At 73.8% G+C, this 15743-nt stretch carries 13 protein-coding genes and 1 pseudogene; 3 read left to right on the forward strand and 11 right to left on the reverse strand.

Annotated elements, in window-relative coordinates; translation table 11 throughout:
* Positions 1-5: 5 nt before the first annotated feature.
* The 4 genes from GQS09_RS02945 to GQS09_RS02965 form a co-directional block, all read right to left on the reverse strand.
* Positions 6-428, reverse strand: coding sequence for a hypothetical protein (locus GQS09_RS02945; protein ID WP_165984375.1), 423 nt, complete (start codon positions 426-428; stop codon positions 6-8).
* A gap of 1076 nt (positions 429-1504) precedes the next feature.
* Entirely contained in the window at positions 1505-2494 is a 990-nt protein-coding gene (locus GQS09_RS02955) for an NADPH:quinone oxidoreductase family protein (RefSeq protein WP_165984376.1), read from the reverse strand.
* A gap of 74 nt (positions 2495-2568) precedes the next feature.
* Complete coding sequence (locus GQS09_RS02960) at positions 2569-3159, reverse strand: TetR/AcrR family transcriptional regulator (RefSeq protein ID WP_165984377.1); 591 nt, start codon at positions 3157-3159, stop codon at positions 2569-2571.
* A 5-nt stretch (positions 3160-3164) separates the two neighbouring features.
* The gene (locus GQS09_RS02965) at positions 3165-3932 is read right to left on the reverse strand and encodes an SDR family oxidoreductase (protein ID WP_165984378.1); all 768 of its coding nucleotides are present in this window, start codon (positions 3930-3932) and stop codon (positions 3165-3167) included.
* Positions 3933-4170: 238 nt separating this feature from the next.
* Here GQS09_RS02965 and GQS09_RS02970 point away from each other — a divergent pair, with 238 nt between their 5' ends.
* The gene (locus GQS09_RS02970; protein WP_165984379.1) at positions 4171-4632 is read left to right on the forward strand and encodes a MaoC family dehydratase; all 462 of its coding nucleotides are present in this window, start codon (positions 4171-4173) and stop codon (positions 4630-4632) included.
* Positions 4633-4830: 198 nt separating this feature from the next.
* On the opposite strand, the gene GQS09_RS02975 is transcribed toward GQS09_RS02970, so the two are convergent.
* The 4 genes from GQS09_RS02975 to GQS09_RS02990 form a co-directional block, all read right to left on the reverse strand.
* Complete coding sequence (locus GQS09_RS02975) at positions 4831-6192, reverse strand: SPFH domain-containing protein (RefSeq protein WP_165984380.1); 1362 nt, start codon at positions 6190-6192, stop codon at positions 4831-4833.
* Positions 6193-6194: 2 nt separating this feature from the next.
* On the reverse strand, positions 6195-7862 hold the full coding sequence (locus GQS09_RS02980) for an SPFH domain-containing protein (protein ID WP_165984381.1): 1668 nt from the start codon (positions 7860-7862) through the stop codon (positions 6195-6197).
* Between the two features lie 304 nt (positions 7863-8166).
* The gene (locus tag GQS09_RS02985; RefSeq protein WP_165984382.1) at positions 8167-8814 is read right to left on the reverse strand and encodes a TetR/AcrR family transcriptional regulator; all 648 of its coding nucleotides are present in this window, start codon (positions 8812-8814) and stop codon (positions 8167-8169) included.
* 139 nt (positions 8815-8953) lie between these two features.
* Positions 8954-10081: a Zn-dependent alcohol dehydrogenase gene (locus tag GQS09_RS02990; RefSeq protein ID WP_165984383.1), complete on the reverse strand. Its 1128-nt coding sequence runs from the start codon at positions 10079-10081 to the stop codon at positions 8954-8956.
* 458 nt (positions 10082-10539) lie between these two features.
* On the opposite strand from GQS09_RS02990, the gene GQS09_RS02995 reads away from it, so the two are divergent.
* Both GQS09_RS02995 and GQS09_RS03000 read left to right on the forward strand, forming a co-directional pair.
* Complete coding sequence (locus GQS09_RS02995) at positions 10540-12084, forward strand: hypothetical protein (RefSeq protein WP_165984384.1); 1545 nt, start codon at positions 10540-10542, stop codon at positions 12082-12084.
* Positions 12085-12225: 141 nt separating this feature from the next.
* Positions 12226-13386, forward strand: coding sequence for a serine hydrolase (locus GQS09_RS03000; RefSeq protein ID WP_165984385.1), 1161 nt, complete (start codon positions 12226-12228; stop codon positions 13384-13386).
* Between the two features lie 70 nt (positions 13387-13456).
* On the opposite strand, the gene GQS09_RS03005 is transcribed toward GQS09_RS03000, so the two are convergent.
* The 3 genes and pseudogenes from GQS09_RS03005 to GQS09_RS03015 all read right to left on the reverse strand — a co-directional run.
* The gene (locus GQS09_RS03005; protein ID WP_165984386.1) at positions 13457-14218 is read right to left on the reverse strand and encodes an SIMPL domain-containing protein; all 762 of its coding nucleotides are present in this window, start codon (positions 14216-14218) and stop codon (positions 13457-13459) included.
* Positions 14219-14259: 41 nt separating this feature from the next.
* Positions 14260-14862 carry a TetR/AcrR family transcriptional regulator gene (locus GQS09_RS03010; protein WP_165984387.1) on the reverse strand — a complete coding sequence of 201 codons (603 nt, stop codon included), beginning with the start codon at positions 14860-14862 and terminating at the stop codon, positions 14260-14262.
* A 16-nt stretch (positions 14863-14878) separates the two neighbouring features.
* A pseudogene (locus GQS09_RS03015) lies at positions 14879-15743 on the reverse strand (hypothetical protein); the annotation flags it as partial.

Consider the following 15743-nt stretch of genomic DNA (forward strand, 5'->3'; position numbering starts at 1 on the left):
TCCCTCTAGTCCTGCTCGCACCAGCTGATCAGAGCGCGGAGCGCGTCCTGGGCTTCCTTCTCGTCAGCCGCGTCAAGCCTTGCACCATAGCGCCACGCCTGGTGCAGATCGGCCAGGGCGAGGGTGCCGCGCGTGGAAGGGTGCAGTTTGCAGCTCTGCAGACGGTCGAGGCGCGCACCAAGGGCTCGGGGCAGCCCGAGCTGTTTGGCCAGCCGGCGCAGGTCATGGGTGGGCTCCAGCAATGAGGAATCGCGGTGGCCGTGCCGGACGAGCAGCCGCTCCTTGAGCCCGCACTCCGTGGCGTAGAACAGCAGAAGACAGACCGTGGCAACGTCCCCGAGGCCGCTGTCGGAGCTGATCGCATCGGCGGAGTCCCGCAACTGGTCCCGTCTCCTCCGGAGCGCCTTCGCCCCCACCGCAAGCACCATGGTGTCATCTTGTCAGCAAAGCGTCACGACTCCGCCGCACACCGTAAGCACAGCACCCCCTCACCACCCCGCCCAAGCCGGAGCCGAACCGCGTGGAGCAGCGGAGCCCGTGTATCTCTCCTTGCCGGAGAGAACACACGTCCGTCCGGTGACAAGCGGCTCAGTACAGCAGCGCCGACCGCCGCCTACCCCCTCACCGGAGCTCAGCACACCGGTGCCGGCCGCCGAGGCGAACGCCCCCAGCCGCCTCCCGGCAGGACGAGCACCGAGCCATCCCGGGCCTTGCCACCCCGGACCTTGCTGCCGCGGACCGATCGGGCGCCGGCGGGCAGGGCGGCGACCTCAAGGCAGCGCCGTTGAGAGGTGGGACGTTCTTCACGGCGACCCCGCGCGCACCCAGTGATACCCCTGATCACGAACAGTCCGCAGTCGAGCGGTCCGCGAGCGATGCAGGCCACGGTGTGATGGCCGCCCATCGCATGCGCGCGTACTCCACCGTATGACTCCCGGCGCTCGCTGCGTACGGAGTGCCGGCCCCGGACAGCCACCGGGCGATGGCGGACACCGCGGAGGGCGGCAGCAGCCGCCGCATCATCTCCGCGTCCAGCGCGTCCGCGAGATCCTGCCGCTGCCGGACACGGACACCGACACGCTGATACCGGAGTCCAGCAGGCCCGTGCTGGGCGCCGAGGCGAATGCCTCCCGCGCGCCTCCCGGCAGGACGAGCGCCGAGCCGCCCCGCACCTTGCTGTCACGGACAGCGCGGGCACCGGCGGGCAAGGCGGCGAGGTCCGGGTTGGGGCGAGGGGCACGTCGACGGCGTTGCGCAGTCGACCTGCTCGTTGGTCCCCGCAACGATCACGAGCTGGTGGTCTGCGGAGGTCAGGTGTCCGGTGACCCGGACCACGAGCGCGGACTTGCCGACGCCGGGCGGTGAGTCCACCACGACGCCCCGGCCGGGCACCGTGCCGAGGCTGGAAAGAATCCCAGCCGCGGTGTTCCCGCGCATCCCCCGCGGGCGCGCGGAGCCGGCCGCCGCGTCCGCCCGCGACGGCCGGGGAACCGCAGCACGCGAGTCAGCCGGCGGGGAGGATGGCGATACGGCCGGTGGTGATGCCGTCGGCGACCCGCTGGACGGCGTCGGCGGCGCCGGACAGCGGCAGCCGCTCGCTGATCAGCGGGCGGATCGCGCCCTTGGCGGCCAGTGCGGTGAGCTCCCGGTGGCAGGCGGGCACCGACTCCGGGTCCCGCTGCCGGTACAGCCCCCAGTGCAGGCCCAGAATCGAGTAGTTCTTCACCAGCGCGTGGTTCAGTCCGGGGGTCGGGATGGTGCCGCTGGCGAAGCCGACGACGATGATCCGGCCCTCGAAGGCGACGCACTTGGCCGACTGGGCGTACGCCTGGCCGCCCACCGGGTCGTAGATCACGTCCGCGCCACGCCCGCCGGTGGCCTCCTTCACCGCGGCGACCACGTCGTCCTCGCGACGGTCGATGACCATGTCGCAGCCCAGCTCACGGGCGGTGGCGGCCTTGTCCGGCCCGCCGACCACGCCGATCACCCGGGCCCCGGCGGCCCGCCCGAGCTGGACCGCGGCGCTTCCCACGCCGCCCGCCGCCGCATGCACCAGCAGGGTCTCCCCCGCCGCCAGCCGGGCCCGGCGGTGCAGGCCGAACCAGCCGGTCTGGTAGCCGATGTAGAGGGCGGCGGCCTCGGCGTCGTCCAGTTCCTCCGGGGCCGGGTGGGCGTTGTCCGCGGCGACCAGGGCGTACTCGGCGAAGGCGCCGCTGGGGAGCACGGGCTGCCCGATGATCCGGCTGCCGGATGCCGGGCCCTGGGCGCCGGGTCCCGCCGCCTCCACCGTGCCGCACAGCTCCACGCCGGGGGTGAACGGCAGCGGCGGGCGGACCTGGTACAGGCCGCGGGCCAGCAGCGCGTCGGGGAAGTTGACGGCGGCGGCGCGGACCCGGACCAGCAGCTCGCCGGGACCGGGTTCCGGCCGGGCGGTCTCCTCCAGCCGCATCACCGCCGCGGGTTCGCCGTTCTCATGGACTCGCCAAGCCTGCACGGAATCACCTTTCGCATGGGGTACGGACGGGGACGGCCACCCGGGCGGAACAGCGGGCCGGGCCGCCGGCGGGCTCAGGGACGGAGCGAGCGCATCAGCAGATCGGCCAGGTGGTCGCCGATCTCCTGCGGGGACATCGGCCCCTCGGGCCGGTACCACTGGCTGAGCTGGTGCACGGCACCGAAGTGGTAGGACACCACCAGGTCGGCCGGGGTGGCCCGGGAGAAGATGCCGGCCTCCTGGCCCTCCTCGATCAGCGCCCGGAACCGCTCGTGGTAGCGGCGCCGCTCGGCCCGGACCTTCTTGAGCTGCTCCGGGCCGAGCTGATGCATGGAGCGGAAGAAGATGGTGGCGTCGTCGATGTTCTCGATGCTGCTGACCACCACGTCCGCGGCGGCGGCGCGCAGCCGTTCGGCCACCGGGGCGTCCGAGTCGGCCACCGCGTCCAGGCGCTGCTTCTGGAGCCGCAGCAGCCGCCCGTAGATCTCGTGCAGCAGGTCGTCCTTGGACCCGAAGTAGTGGTACAGCGCCCCCTTGGTGACGCCGGCGGCATCCACGATCTCCTGGACCGAGGTCCGCTCGTAGCCTCGTTCGGCGAACAGCCGGGTGGCAATGGCCAGCAGCCGCTGCGGTACTTCCCCGCGTCCCCCGTTCCTCTGAGCCATCCCGGTCACCTTTCGAGCTTCTGCTGGATGCGGTTCATCGCGCCCAGCCATGAGTCACGGTCCGTGGCGCGGGCGGTAGCGTACTCGGCGACCTGGGGGTGGGGCAGAATCAGGAACCGCTCCTCGGCGATGCCGGCCAGCACGGCGTCGGCCACCTCGGAGGGCTCGATGGCGTTGGGGGTGAGCACCAGGTCCCCGGCCCGGCCGGAGCCCTCCAGCATGGCGGTGCGCACGCCCTGCGGGCAGACCGCGTGCACGGCGATACCGCGGTGGCGGTAGGTGAGGGAGAGCCACTCGGCGAAGGAGAGCGCGGCGTGCTTGGTCACGCTGTACGGCGCGGCGCCGACCATGGTGAGCAGTCCGGCGGCGGAGACGGTGGCGACGAACCGGCCGCTGTCCCGTTCCAGCCACTCGGGCAGCAGATCGCGGGCGGCGCGGACATGGGCCATCACATTGACGTCCCAGGAGCGGGCCCAGTCGTCCTCGGCCGCGTCGGGGCCGCCGCCCAGGGCGATGCCGGCGTTCGCGCAGAAGACGTCGACGGAACCGCCGAGAGCCTCCCGGGCCCGGGGCACCACCAGGGAGGCGTCGCCGGGCACGGCCACGCCGCCGATCTCGGCGGCGACCCGCTCGGCGGCCCCGGCGTCGATGTCGTTGACCGCCACCCGGGCGCCCTCGCGGGCGAAGCTCCGGGCCAGTGCCGCACCGATGCCGGCGCCGCCTCCGGTCACCACCACGGCGGCGTCGCGCAGCATGTCCTTCGGTGTCCCCATCACTACGGCCCCTTCGCCACTCGGTCCTGCATACGGTCCTGCATACGGTCACGGATCGGCGGCCCTGGCCCGGCCGCGGGCACAGACTAACCGGTCGGTATGGATGGTGGAAGACACACGCGGCGGCGTTGACAGAGTGCCCAACCGCGAGAATCCTGAACGGGCATGCTGAGCAAGCGCTTAGCTAGCCTACTCCCGTACGTTCACGCCCACCACCCTGCACAGGAGGCAACCGACCATGGCCGAGCCACGGGTCTTCACATCGGCCGACGAACTGCGCGCGGCGGTCGGTGAGGAATTCGGTCCCAGCGACTGGCTGGAGGTCGACCAGAAGCGGATCGACCTGTTCGCCGAGTCCACCGGCGATCACCAGTGGATCCACGTCGATCCCGAGCGCGCGGCCGAGGGACCGTTCCGCACCACCATCGCCCACGGCTATCTGACCCTGTCCCTGCTGCCGGTGCTGGTGCCGCAGACGCTCCGCGTCGAGGGCGTCAGGATGGGCGTCAACTACGGCACGAACAAGGTGCGTTTCCCCTCCCCGGTGCCGGCCGGCTCCCGGGTGCGCGCCCGGGCGGCGCTGCTGGAGGTCACGGACGTGCCCGGCGGCGTGCAGGTCACCCTGCGGGTCACGGTGGAACGGGAGGGCGGCGAGAAGCTGGCCTGCGTGGCGGAGAGCGTCTCCCGCTACTACCTCTAGAGCCGCCCCGCCGCGGCGCGGCAGGGCGGGGCGGTCCCGGCGGAGGAACTGCCCAGGACACGGGGCCGGGTCCGTGCCAGGGCACGGGCACGGACCCGGCCCCGGACACGGCGGCGGGCCGGTACCGAGAGCGGGTACCGGCCCGGCCGCGCACCGGACGTCTGCCCAGTGCGGTTCTGCTGCTCCGCTGCTCTCCTGCTACTCCTCCGCTCCGGGCCGGGTCATCTCCTCGGCCAGCGCCCGGGCGCCCGAGGCCAGGTCCAGGTCCGGCCGGCCGTCACCCGCGGCACCGAGCGCCAGCCGCGGCAGGAGCTGCGCGGTGACCAGCGTGGTCAGCGCCGAGGGCTCACCGCCCGCCGGGTCGGTCTGCACCACCACGGGCTTGGGAGCGTTCTGCGCCAGGGTGGCGCCCACCTCCAGCCGCCGGCGGGCCAGCTCGTACTGGAGCACCGCCCGGTTGTCCCGGTAGGCGGTGGCCAGCCGCTGCTGCGCCTTTGCCTCGTTCTCGGCCGAGACCAGATCGGCCCGGCCCCTGGTCTCGATCTCGAAGCGGACCCGCTGCGCCTCGGTCTCCTGCTGCTCCAGCATCTGCGCGACGTCCTTGCGCGCCTGGTTCAGCGCGGCATTGACCTCGACGATCTTGGCGTCCCGGATCTTCTTGGCGCGCTCGATCTCCATCAGCAGGTTGTCGGTGCGGCGCTTGCGCGTCAGCCCCCACTCCTGCTCGTAGGCGACCCGCTCCTTGGCCACCGTCTCCCGGGTGGCCAGGTGCTGCTGGTACTGGGCCGGGAGCTGGACGTCCGGGATGTTGCAGCCGGTGATCCGCACCCCGTACCGGTCGAGCTGCCGGTTGAGCAGCTGCTGCATGTCCGCCACGTCCGAGCCGCGCAGGTCGTAGGCGCGCTCGGTGCGCACCTGACGGCCGCGCTGCCGGATGGCGTCCTGCACCGCGCTGGACAGCACCAGGTCGAAGTTGCCCGCGCCGATGGTCCGCACGAACATCACGGCGTCGGTGATGCGGAACTTCAGGAAGAACTCGATGGACTTCAGCGGCACGTTCTCCCGCGTCGGGCAGGCCACCACCGGGGCCGAGTAGGGAATCTCGGTGGAGGTGTCGACCACGAAATCCACCCCGGACCACGGGTGCCACAGATAGTGCCGGCCCGGGTCCAGGACGCCGGCGATGGCGCCGTACTTGGTCAGCACACCGGTGGTGCCCTGCTCGATCTCCACGATGGAGGAGCGCCACCACCACAGCACGCCGCACAGCAGGCTCACCGCGGCCACCGTGAAGGCGACCACGGACAGCGCGCCCCAGGCCGTCTCCGAGGCGGCGTTCCCGGCGTCGGACTCGGCGGCGGTCATCATCACGCCGGAGACCAGGGCCAGCACGCCGAACCACAGCAGGACGGTCCAGGTGTTGCGGCGGCTGTTCTTCGGCATGACGACCGGGACCAGGGCCCCGCTGTCGCCGCCGCGCAGCAGGCGGGCGATGTCGCCCCAGCCGGCCAGCGCCTCCTTGATGGTGGAGCCGCGGCGGTCAGGTGTCGGCTGGCTCATGCTCACTGCTCCTCTCCCGCGAACGGAGCGGGCGGAGCGGCCGCGTCGCCCCCGCTGCCCGTGTCCGCACCCGTGTCCCCGCCCGCGGCGGCGTCCCCGGCCGGGGCGGCGGCCGCGGCAGCGGCCGCGGGGGCCGGCACCGTGGACGGCCCGGCGGCCAGCAGCCGGGCGATCTCGTCCTCGCGTCCGGCGATCCGGTCCGAGATCTCCGTCAGCCGGCTGCGGATCGCGGCCATGTCGGCCTCGCCGAACAGCTCGCCGCCCGTCTCGCCGACGATCTCCTGCGCCACCCGCAGGAAGTTGACGCTGGCGCCGTCCCCGGCGCCGATCTTCACCACCTGGGGCAGCCGCTCGGCGAGCTGCTCCAGGGTGTCCAGCACCCGCTGCTGATAGCGGTAGTTCAGGATCTCCGGGGCCTCGGCCGCGCTCACCGCACGGATGTCCAGGGCCTGTGCCTCCAGCAGCGCGGCATTGGCGCGCGCCTCGGACTCGGCTTCGGTGAAGCGCTGCCGGGCCACCGCCCGGGCCCGGTTGGTCTCCCGCTCCAGCGCGGTGTCCATCTGTGCCTGGTAGGTGGCGATGTCGGCCTGGATCGCGGAGAGGGTCTCGTTCAGCGAGGCCAGCTCCTTGTTCAGGTCGCCCTCGTCCTGCTCCTTGCGCAGCTTGAGCTCGTACTCGTGGGTGTAGGCCTCCTTGGCCACCCGCACCATCTCGGGCGCGGCCAGGTCCATCCGGTATTCCTGGCTGGCCGGCTCGGCGTGCGTGATGTTGGCGTTGGTCAGCTCCACGGCCGGGTTGAACTGCTGGTTGAGCTGCTCCAGCAGCGGGGCGGTGTTCTCCCCCACCATGTCGTAGATGTCCGACGCCTCCTGGTCGTAGATCAGGGCGCGGGTGGTCTCGCTGACCGCGTTGTTCAGCTTCTCCTGGAAGCCGCGGACCGCGCCCAGGGTGTAGATGAACTCGACCGGGTCGTTGATCCGGAACTGCACGAAGAGGTCGATGGAGGCCTTGACCCCGCTGCGGGTGGGTGCCTCCCGGATGGGCGCGTTGAACGGGTACTCGCGGGTGGTGTTGACGATGTAGGAGACCCGCTTCCAGGGATTGAACAGGGTGACCCGGCCGGGGCCGGTGACCTGCTCCAGCTTGCCGAACCGGGTGATCAGCGCCTGGCAGCCCTCCGGAACCATCACCATGCCCTGGCGCCACCACATGAAGACGGTGGCGATCAGGGTCATCGCCCAGTAGTGGATGCCGAAGAAGGGGTTGAGCAGCACATCGCCGCCGGTCGCGGAGAGCACCACGGAGGCCACCACGCCGACGGCGATCAGCAGCAGGGCCGGGAGCATGGTCAGCAGGCTGCGCCCGCGCGGGATCACCATCGGGCAGATCACGTGCACCGGGCCGCGCGGGCCGCGCTGCAGCTCGCTGCGGTTCAGCGCCTCACCGGCGCTGTTGAGCGCGACGCTCTGCTGCTCGATACGGGTGTCCACGGAGGCACCCTGGTCGCGGGCGGCCAGGAAGTCGGCCGGGTCGGCGCCGATCCCCTGGTCCTGCGCCTGCCCCCCGCCGACGCCGTACTGCTGTTGCAGCGTGTCGGCGGCGACTTGTCGCGGATCGCCGCCCTGGGCGACCGCGCGGGCCGCCTGGCGGACATTCTGGGCCAGTGACATAGGCACCCCTCCCCGTGAGAACCTCTGGGCGATTGTGACTGACATGAACCGGCACGAACCAGCACGAACCGGTACGGACTGACATGAGCCGGACACGCACCGGTCGTGCACCCCGCCGCGCGGGCGGCGGGGGTCTCGTACCATCCCACACCCATCCCACACGCCGCGGCCGGGGGCACGCCAGGTGCCGACCGGCCCGGGGGGCCGGTTGCAACCGGGCCGTCACCGGGCCGTGACCGCGGTGGCCGCCGGGACGAACAGGACGCGGGACACTGCCGCGGACGCGGGACGATTCGGACCCCGGTCACGCTCCGGGGCCGGGGCCCGGTTCCGCGGCACCCGCCATGCGCAGCGCGAGACCGGCGTAGAGGCGGCCGAGCTGCTCGGGCGAATCGCTGCCGGAGGGATCGAACCAGCGGGCCACGTCGATGCACAGGGACATCATGGCGCGGGCGGTGCCGCGGACGTCCGTGACCCGGAACTCCCCGGCCGCGGTGCCCTGTTCCAGGATGTCCCGGATGATGTCGCCCGCCCGGCGGCGCAGGGTGAGGATCTCGGCGTAGTGCTCCTCGCCCAGCGCGGACAGCTCGTACTGCACCACCCGTGCGCGGGTGTGGTGCTCGGCGTGCCAGCGGGCGAAGGCACTGATGGCGGCTGCCAGGCGGTCGGCGGCGGTGATGCCGTGGCGGGCGGCGTCGCCCAGCACCCGGATGGCCCGCTGATGCCCGAAGACGCTGATCTGGTAGAGCAGTTCTTCCTTGGTGCGGTAGTGGATGTAGAGTGCGGCCGGGCTCATGCCGGCCCGCTGGGCGATGTCCCGCGTGGTGGTGGCGTGGAAGCCGCGCTCGGCGAACGCCTCGACGGCGGCCAGCAGCAGCCGGCCGGCCGTCTCGTGCCCGGCGGAGGCGGCCAGCTCGTCCGCCCCCTGCTTCTGCCCTGCCTGTGCTGACATCCCGCCTCCGGCCGTTCGGTGATCCGGCCCCTCGCCCGACGAAGCCGGAACGATCACCTTACACCGCCGCCCTGAGCGCACGCTTAGCTCGGCGGGTGTCCGGACCCGTGGCAGGACCGGCGCCGGCGCCGGTGCCGGGCTACTCCCCGGCGGCGTACACGATCAGCGCGCGGCCGCCGCGGCCCTGCTGCATGGCAGCGAAGGCCTCCGGGATGCCGTCCAGCCCGATGCGATCGGTGACCAGCACCGACAGGTCCAGACGGCCGGCGCGGACATGCTCGGCGAGCACCGGCAGATCGGCGGCCGGGTCACTGTTGCCGTAGACGCATCCCGACAGCGTGCGCGCGGTGTAGAAGATCTCCAGCGCCGAGAAGCTGACGGTCTGGTCCTTGCCGCCGATGCCGACCACCGTGGTCCGGCCGCCGCGCCGCGTCGAACTCCAGGCCGCCCGGATGGTCTCCGCCCGGCCGGCGCACTCCACCGCCACGTCCGCACCCATGCCCCCGGTCATCCGGCGGATCTGCCGGGAGGTCTGGTCGGAGGCCACCACGAAGTCGGTGGCCCCGGCGGAGCGGGCCAGTCCCTCCTTCTGCTCGGAGATGTCCACGGCGATGATCCGGCCGGCCCCCGCGATCCGGGCCGACTGGATGACCGCCAGTCCGACCCCGCCCACACCCATCACCACCACGCTCTCCCCGGGCCGCACCCGGGCGCTGTGGTGCACGGCGCCGTAGCCGGTGAGCACGGCGCAGCCGAGCAGCGCCGCATCGGTGAGCGGGATGCCGTCCGGCAGCGGCAGCACGGCGCGCTCGGGGACGACCGTCTCCTCGGCGAAGGCGGCCACGGTGAGCCCGGGAAAGAGTTCGGTGCCGTCCTCGGCGCGCGCGTAGGGCTTGGTGTTGGCGGCGTCGGCATTGGCGCACAGCCACGGCTCGCCCAGTCCGCAGAAGGCGCACGAGCCGCAGGACGGCGCCCAGTTCAGCACCACGCGCTGCCCGGGGACGACCGCGGTCACCCCCTCCCCGACGGCGGTCACGGTGCCGGCGCCCTCGTGACCGAGGACCGCGGGCACCGGCTGGGCCAGGGTGCCGTTGGAGAGCGAGAGGTCGGAGTGGCACACGCCCGCGGCGGCGAGCCGGACCCGGACCCGGCCGGGCCCGGGCTCGGGGAGTTCGATCGCGGTCAGCCGGAGCGGTTCTCCGACGGCGGGCAGTACGGCGGCGCGGACGGCGCCGCGAGGGCTGTGGTTACCGGGATCGGCCTGCATGCGATCAACATACTGAGTGGTCGCTTAGCTGTCAGCAGGCAGGGCCGTGCTCTGGATCACCGCACAACACGGCCCCGCCATGATCTCAGCGGACGGACAGCCGCCGGACTCCGGCCCCGGCCGGCACGACGGCGGGGGCATCCGGCGCGGCACGCCCCGGAGCCGCGGGGACGGCGGGGGCAGCCGGGACGGCGGGGACGGCGGGGCTGTCAAGGGAGCGGGGGGATGCGGGAAGATCGGAAGCGGGGTTGACGACAGAGGTCACAGCGGGTAGCACCGCGGCATACAGCCTGGGATCGTTCATATGATCACCGTCACCATGTTCGACAGAGGACGCCACCGCAGAGTGAACGAACGGCGGAAAATCAGCCCGAAGGTGTGACTTCGGTGCAAGCCACCCCGCCCCATGCACCTGTGCGCTCTGTGAGCCCGCCAGCAGCCATGAGAAACAAGGAAACATGACACACCGGCGCCGTCCCAACGACCGGCTGCGCAGTCTCCTCAAAGAGGCCGACTGGACACAGGAGGCGCTGGCCCGTGCCGTGAACACACTGGGCGCGGAGATCGGGTGTCCGCTGCGGTACGACCGCACCGCCGTCGCGCACTGGCTCTCGGGGACGCGGCCCCGCCATCCCGTCCCGCAGCTCGCCGCCGAGGCGCTCTCCCGCCGGATCGGCCGCCCGGTCACCCCGGAGGCGGCCGGCTTCCCGGTGCCCTGGCGGGAGCCGGTCGGCGAGGACCCGGTCACCGGTTTCGCCGCGCTGTGCCGTTCGGACGCGGACGCGGGCAGCCGCCCGGCTCTCCAGCAGCGACCGTACCGGGTCGCCGACGCACGGGCGCCCTCGCCGCCGCCGGTGCCGGAGATCCCGGCCCAGCCGCATCCGGCCCGCCTCCGCCCGGCCAGGCCGGCCCCGGCCCGCACCCCGGCCCCGGCCCCGACAGGGGTGGCCGCTCGGGGCGGCAGCGGCTCCCCGGACACCGGGACGGCACCCGCCGCACGGCCGGGGCGGACGGAGCCGCCTGCCTGTCCGGACGGGCCGGACAGGCAGGGCAGGCACGACAGGCAGGGCAGGCCGGCCGCGCCGCCCGCACCCCCGGCCGGCCCCGGCTCCTCCGAGATCTCCGCCCTGCACGAGGCGGCCAGATTCTTCGCCGCCTCCATCGACACCCACGGCGGCCGGCACGCCCGCAGCGCCCTCTCCACCTATCTGGCGGACGACGTCGCCCCGCTGCTCACCAGCCCCCGCCCCTCCCCCGTCCGCCGGGAGATGCTCGGCGCCGCCGCCAGACTGGCCTTCCTGCTCGGCCGGATGTACGAGGACGGCCAGCTCCACGGCCTGGCACAGCGCTACTACTGCTACGCCCACCGGCTGGCCTCCGAGGGCGGCGACCGCGCCACCTGGAGCCTGGTGATCCGGGCGATGAGCGCCCAGGCCCAGCGCCTCGGCCACCTGCCCTCGGCGCTCCAGATGGCCGAGGCCGCGGCCCGCGCCGCGCAGGGCCTGGCCCCGGCCCAGCAGGCCTATGTGCAGGCCCAGCTCGCCGTGGTGCTGGCCCGGACCGGGGAGCGGCGCGGCGCGCTCAACGCCCTGGCCACGGCCGAGCGGGCCGCCGAGCGGTCCGCGTCCGGACCGGGGAGCTCCCCGTTCGACAGCTATCCGCGGGCCGCTCTGCTGTTCCAGACCTCGCAGGTGCTGGAGGCGCTGGGCGATCTCAGCGGGGCGATCGGCGCGCTGCGCCGCTCGGTGGCCGAGCGCGCCGACGCCGATGTCCGGGGCCGGACCCTGACCCACGCCCGGTTCGGCCAGATGCTGCTGCGCACCGGCCATCTCGACGAGGCGTGCGCCGCCTGGCGGCGCTTTCTCACCGGCCGCGAGCGGCTGCGCTCCGGCGATGCCGAGCGGGCGCTGCGGGAGATGCGCCGCGCCCTGCGGCCCTACCGCAACCGCCGCTGCGCCGCCGAGCTGCTCGCCCTCTCCGTCCCCCTGACCGAGCACGGCTAGCGCCGTCGGGGCGGCCCGCCCGCCGGGTGCCGGCTGGGCGGATGCACACTCCACGGCACGGGTCGGGGCCCCGCCCTTCCGCAGATCCCTACCGGTCGGTACGCTCCCGCGCGTTGTCCGAGCGAGAGACGGGTGGGGCCGATGGTGGCTGTGCACGGCAGGTGCGACGAGCGGTTCACGGCGGTGCGGACCGCCTTCGAGGAGAATTTCCGCGCCCGGGGCGAGCTCGGGGCCGCCGTCACCGTGCTGGTCGGCGGCGAACCGGTGGCCGACCTCTGGGGCGGCTGGGCCGACCCGGGCCGCACCCGCCCCTGGGAGCGCGACACCCTGGTCAACGTCTGGTCCACCACCAAGGGCGTCACCGCGCTCTGCGCCCATCTGCTGGCCGACCGCGGGCTGCTGGACCTCGACGCGCCGGTCGCCGCCTACTGGCCGGAGTTCGCCGCCGCCGGCAAGGAGAACATCCCGGTACGGGACCTGCTCTCGCACCGCGCCGGACTGGCCGGGCTGCGCGAGCCGCACTCGGCCGCCGAGCTGTACGACTGGAAGCTGACCTGCGACCGGCTGGCGGCCACCGAGCCCTGGTGGGAGCCGGGCAGCGCCTTCGGCTACCACGCCCTGACCTACGGCTTCCTGGTGGGCGAGGTGATCCGGCGGGTCAGCGGCCGGATGCCCGCGGCCTTTCTGCGCGAGGAACTCACCGGACCGCTCGGCATCGACTTCAGCATCGGCCTGCCGGAGAGCGAGGAGCACCGGGTGGCCGAGCTGCTGCACGAGCCCGCACCGGCGGGGGCGGACAGTGAGCAGGCCCGGCTCCTCACCGCGCTGCCGCCGGTGGCACTGGCCGCGCTGGGCAACCCCCGGGTGGGCGGGGCGCACGCCAACACCCCGGCCTGGCGCCGGGCCGATCTGCCCGCCCTCAACGGGCACGGCACGGCCCGCGCGGTGGCCGCGCTCTACGGCATCTGGGCGGGCGGCGGCCGGTACGGGGACCGCGAGGTACTGAGCCCGGCAGCGGTGGCACGCGCCCGGCAGGGGCAGGGCCCGGGACAGGACCTGGCGCTGGGGCAGGCGCTGGGCCGGGAGATGGACGTGGCGCTCGGGCTGTGGCTGAGCGGCCCGCACGGTTCCTACGGCCCCAACCCGCTGGCCTTCGGCCACGACGGCTTCGGCGGCTCCTTCGGCCTGGCCGACCCGGAGTCCGGGGTCGCCATCGGCTATGTGATGAACCGCATGGGCGCGCACATCATGGACGACCCCCGCAAGACGGCCCTGATCGAGGCCGTCTACGCCTCCCTGTGACCCGTCCCTCCGGCCCGTCCCTCCGGCCGGTCCCCTGGCCCGGCCTCCAGCCCTCCGCCGGCCGCGGGCGCTACAGCTCGGGGCGGGTGATGGTGAAGCGTGCGGAGACCTCGGCACGGACGGTCTGGCGGCGCGGCTCCAGATCCAGCGCGGGCGCCGCGCTCTCCGCCGCGGCACCGCGGGGTGTCCCGAACGCCGCCGGCGCCGCCACCAGGCGCTGAGTCTCGGGAAAGGCCGACTCCAGCCCGCGGTCGGCCAGTTCCAGCAGCCCGGACAGGCCGGCGCCGAGCGCCGCCGCGTATTCGCGGGCCCGGACGACGGCCTCCCGCACCGCCTGCTGCCGGGCCTCCCGGTACACCGGGGAGTCCGGCCGCAGCCCCCACCAGGGGCCGTCCACCCGGGTCAGCTCCAGGTCGGCCAGCCGGGTGGTCAGCTCCCCCAGCGTGGTGAAGTCCGTGACGGTGGCCTGGATGTGCACCCGGCCGTGGTAGGCGCGGACGCGCTCGCCACGGCCCTGCTTGAGCTCGGGGGCGATGGTGAAGGCCCCGGTCTCGGTGCGCTCCACCGCCTCGCCGTAGCTCTTGACCAGCTCCAGCACGGTGGTGTTGCGCCGGGTGAGGTCGGCCAGCGCGGCCCGGCGGTCGGACCCGCGGGCACGGACGCTGATGCCGATGCGGGCGATCTCCGGGTCGACTTCGAGCCGGGCCTCGCCGCGCACCGAGATGCGCGGCAGTGCCGTCGCGGCCCCCGCGGCGGCGGAGACGGCGGAGTGGTCGGAGGGGACGGAGGGGTCGGAGGGGTCGGAGTGGCCGGGTCCGGTCGCGGGTGTCATGACCCCCAGCGTGCCAGAACGTCCCCGCCCCGGCGCCGGTTTCAGTCCAGGACCTCGGCCAGATAGCTGCGCAGCAGGGTGCGGGTCTCGTCGATCAGCGCGGCGTCGCCGCCCGGCCCGGCGCGGAAGGCCAGGCCGAGCAGCGCGTCCGCGGACTGCACGCAGACCAGGCAGGCCAGTCCGAGCCGCCCGCCGGGCCCGTCCCCGCCCAGGTGTTCGCGCAGCAGCGTGTAGAGCTGCTCGGCGACCCGCTGGTTGGGCCCGTTGTCGTCCCGGCTGTCGGGCACGCCGAAGTCGATCAGGGTGAAGCCCGGCACGGTCCGTTTCATGTCCACGTACTCGTCGAAGCAGGCGTCGAGCGCGCCGCGCCAGCCGCGGTCGGGCAGGCCGGCCAGCCGCCGGCGCACCCGGGCGGTGTACGCCTGGAGGTTGCGGTGCGCCAGGGCCTCCACCATCTGTCTCTTGTCGGCGAAGAAGCGGTAGACGGAGCCGATCGGGACCCCGGCGGCGGCGGCCACGGCCCGGGTGGAGAGCGCCTCGTAGCCGGTCTTGTCGAGCAGCCGGGCACAGGCGTCCAGGATGCGGTCCAGCCGGTCGGCACTGCGCTGCTGGACCGGGACCTTGCGGAGCGAGAACGTGTGCACGCCTCCATCCTGCCGTTCAGCCGGACATCAGGAGGGCGAGTCCGGCCAGTGTGTAGCCCACCATCAGCAGAAGCAGCGGGATCTGGCCGGCCACCGCCCGGTGCGGCGGGAAGAGCCGCACCGCGCGGTCGTGGGCGGCCACCACCCCGCCGAGGTGGCCGGCGACGATGGCCCCGACCTGCACGGTAGCCAGCGTGGCGGCCGGGAGTACGACGGCGGGCAGGCCCACCGCCCGCGGAGCCTCGGCAAGCAGCATGCCCAGGTAGTGGGCGATCAGATAGCCGGCCGCGACGGGCACCAGGGAGTGGGCGAAGTGCGCCTCGCCGGGCCGGCGGCCGGGCTCGGCGGCGAGCAGCTGGGCGGCGGTGGTGGCGGCCACCATGGCCAGGGCGACCACGGCCACCGTGGTGAGCAGGCCCAGGGTGCGGGCGAGCGTGGTGGCGGTGGGCAGCCAGGCGGGCTGCACGGTGAGGGTGAGGCCGTCGTAGGCGGTGGCGGCCAGCAGCACGCACACGGTGGCGGTCAGCCCCGGGCGGGGGCGGACGGCGTCCAGGCCGTGCAGGGGCAGCCGCAGCACCAGCCGGCCGTCGGCGGGGCGGCGGCCGACCGGGGCGAGGCTGCCCAGCAGACGGGAGTAGACGGTGAAGGCGTCGCAGTGGTCGAACCAGCGGCTGCCCCAGAAGGCGGCGCCGGCCAGCTGGACCGCGCTGTAGACCAGGACGAAGGCGGCGACCGCGGCCGGCGACCACGGCTCGGGGGAGGCGAGTTCCGTCCAGGCGTAGCCGAACAGGCCGGCCGCGGCCGGCCAGTGCCCGAGCCGCTCGGGCGGCTGCCGCCCGCCGGCCCCGGCCGCCGGGTCGCGGCGCAGTGCCCGGCAGGCC

Origin of the sequence: Streptomyces sp. YIM 98790, assembly GCF_011421595.1 — a bacterium.
Classification (GTDB): Bacteria; Actinomycetota; Actinomycetes; order Streptomycetales; family Streptomycetaceae; genus Streptomyces.

What these genes read in the sequence shown, in the direction of transcription:
- GQS09_RS02945 (WP_165984375.1), bottom strand. Translation starts at nt 428, where the DNA reads ATGGTGCTTGCGGTGGGGGCGAAGGCGCTCCGGAGGAGACGGGACCAG.
- GQS09_RS02960 (WP_165984377.1), bottom strand. Translation starts at nt 3,159, where the DNA reads ATGGCTCAGAGGAACGGGGGACGCGGGGAAGTACCGCAGCGGCTGCTG.
- GQS09_RS02965 (WP_165984378.1), bottom strand. Translation starts at nt 3,932, where the DNA reads ATGGGGACACCGAAGGACATGCTGCGCGACGCCGCCGTGGTGGTGACC.
- GQS09_RS02970 (WP_165984379.1), top strand. Translation starts at nt 4,171, where the DNA reads ATGGCCGAGCCACGGGTCTTCACATCGGCCGACGAACTGCGCGCGGCG.
- GQS09_RS02975 (WP_165984380.1), bottom strand. Translation starts at nt 6,192, where the DNA reads ATGAGCCAGCCGACACCTGACCGCCGCGGCTCCACCATCAAGGAGGCG.
- GQS09_RS02980 (WP_165984381.1), bottom strand. Translation starts at nt 7,862, where the DNA reads ATGTCACTGGCCCAGAATGTCCGCCAGGCGGCCCGCGCGGTCGCCCAG.
- GQS09_RS02985 (WP_165984382.1), bottom strand. Translation starts at nt 8,814, where the DNA reads ATGTCAGCACAGGCAGGGCAGAAGCAGGGGGCGGACGAGCTGGCCGCC.
- GQS09_RS02990 (WP_165984383.1), bottom strand. Translation starts at nt 10,081, where the DNA reads ATGCAGGCCGATCCCGGTAACCACAGCCCTCGCGGCGCCGTCCGCGCC.
- GQS09_RS02995 (WP_165984384.1), top strand. Translation starts at nt 10,540, where the DNA reads ATGACACACCGGCGCCGTCCCAACGACCGGCTGCGCAGTCTCCTCAAA.
- GQS09_RS03000 (WP_165984385.1), top strand. Translation starts at nt 12,226, where the DNA reads ATGGTGGCTGTGCACGGCAGGTGCGACGAGCGGTTCACGGCGGTGCGG.
- GQS09_RS03005 (WP_165984386.1), bottom strand. Translation starts at nt 14,218, where the DNA reads ATGACACCCGCGACCGGACCCGGCCACTCCGACCCCTCCGACCCCTCC.